The following is a 581-nucleotide window of genomic DNA, read 5'->3' on the forward strand; positions in this document are numbered from 1 at the left end:
AGGTTGGCTCGTTACAAGCTGCCGACTGACCTCGTGGTGGTCGATTCGCTGCCGCGAAACGCCTCGGGCAAGGTCACCAAGAACGTGTTGCGCATCCCTGCCGTTACCCTACCTGCGTGACTGCAAAGGAAGATGCACCTCCGAATCGTCCGCAGTACCCGATCGAGTCTGTCGACAACGCGCTTCGGATCCTGTTGCTGCTCGGCGATCGTCGCAGCATCCGGCTGACCGAGGTGAGCGAGTATCTCTCGGTGGCCTCGTCGACTGCGCACCGGCTACTGGCGATGCTGCAGTACCGCGGGTTCGTTCGTCAGGTCGAGGGCTCGCGGGCTTACGAGCCGGGCCCGGCCCTGACGACGATAGCGTTCGCGGTCCTGCGCCAGACCGACGTTCGGGCGCGGGTGCATCCGGTGCTCGAGCGGCTCTCGGCCAGCCTGGGTGAGACGGTTCATCTGGCCCGGCTCGACGGGAACACGGTGACCTTCGTGGACTCGGTCGAGAGTGCTCGGGCGGTGCGCGTCGGGTCCCGCATGGGCATGACCATGCCTGCGCACTGCACGTCGTCGGGCAAGGCGCTGCTC

At 66.1% G+C, this 581-nt stretch carries 1 protein-coding gene; it reads left to right on the plus strand.

Going from position 1 to position 581, the window contains the following annotated elements; translation table 11 throughout:
- Window positions 1-116: 116 nt before the first annotated feature.
- Window positions 117-581, plus strand: a 465-nt coding sequence (locus AC1DYG_RS18960) for an IclR family transcriptional regulator (protein ID WP_477641417.1), incomplete at its 3' end; no start/stop codon positions are given.

The sequence above is a fragment of the Pedococcus sp. P1_H8 genome, assembly GCF_056405175.1.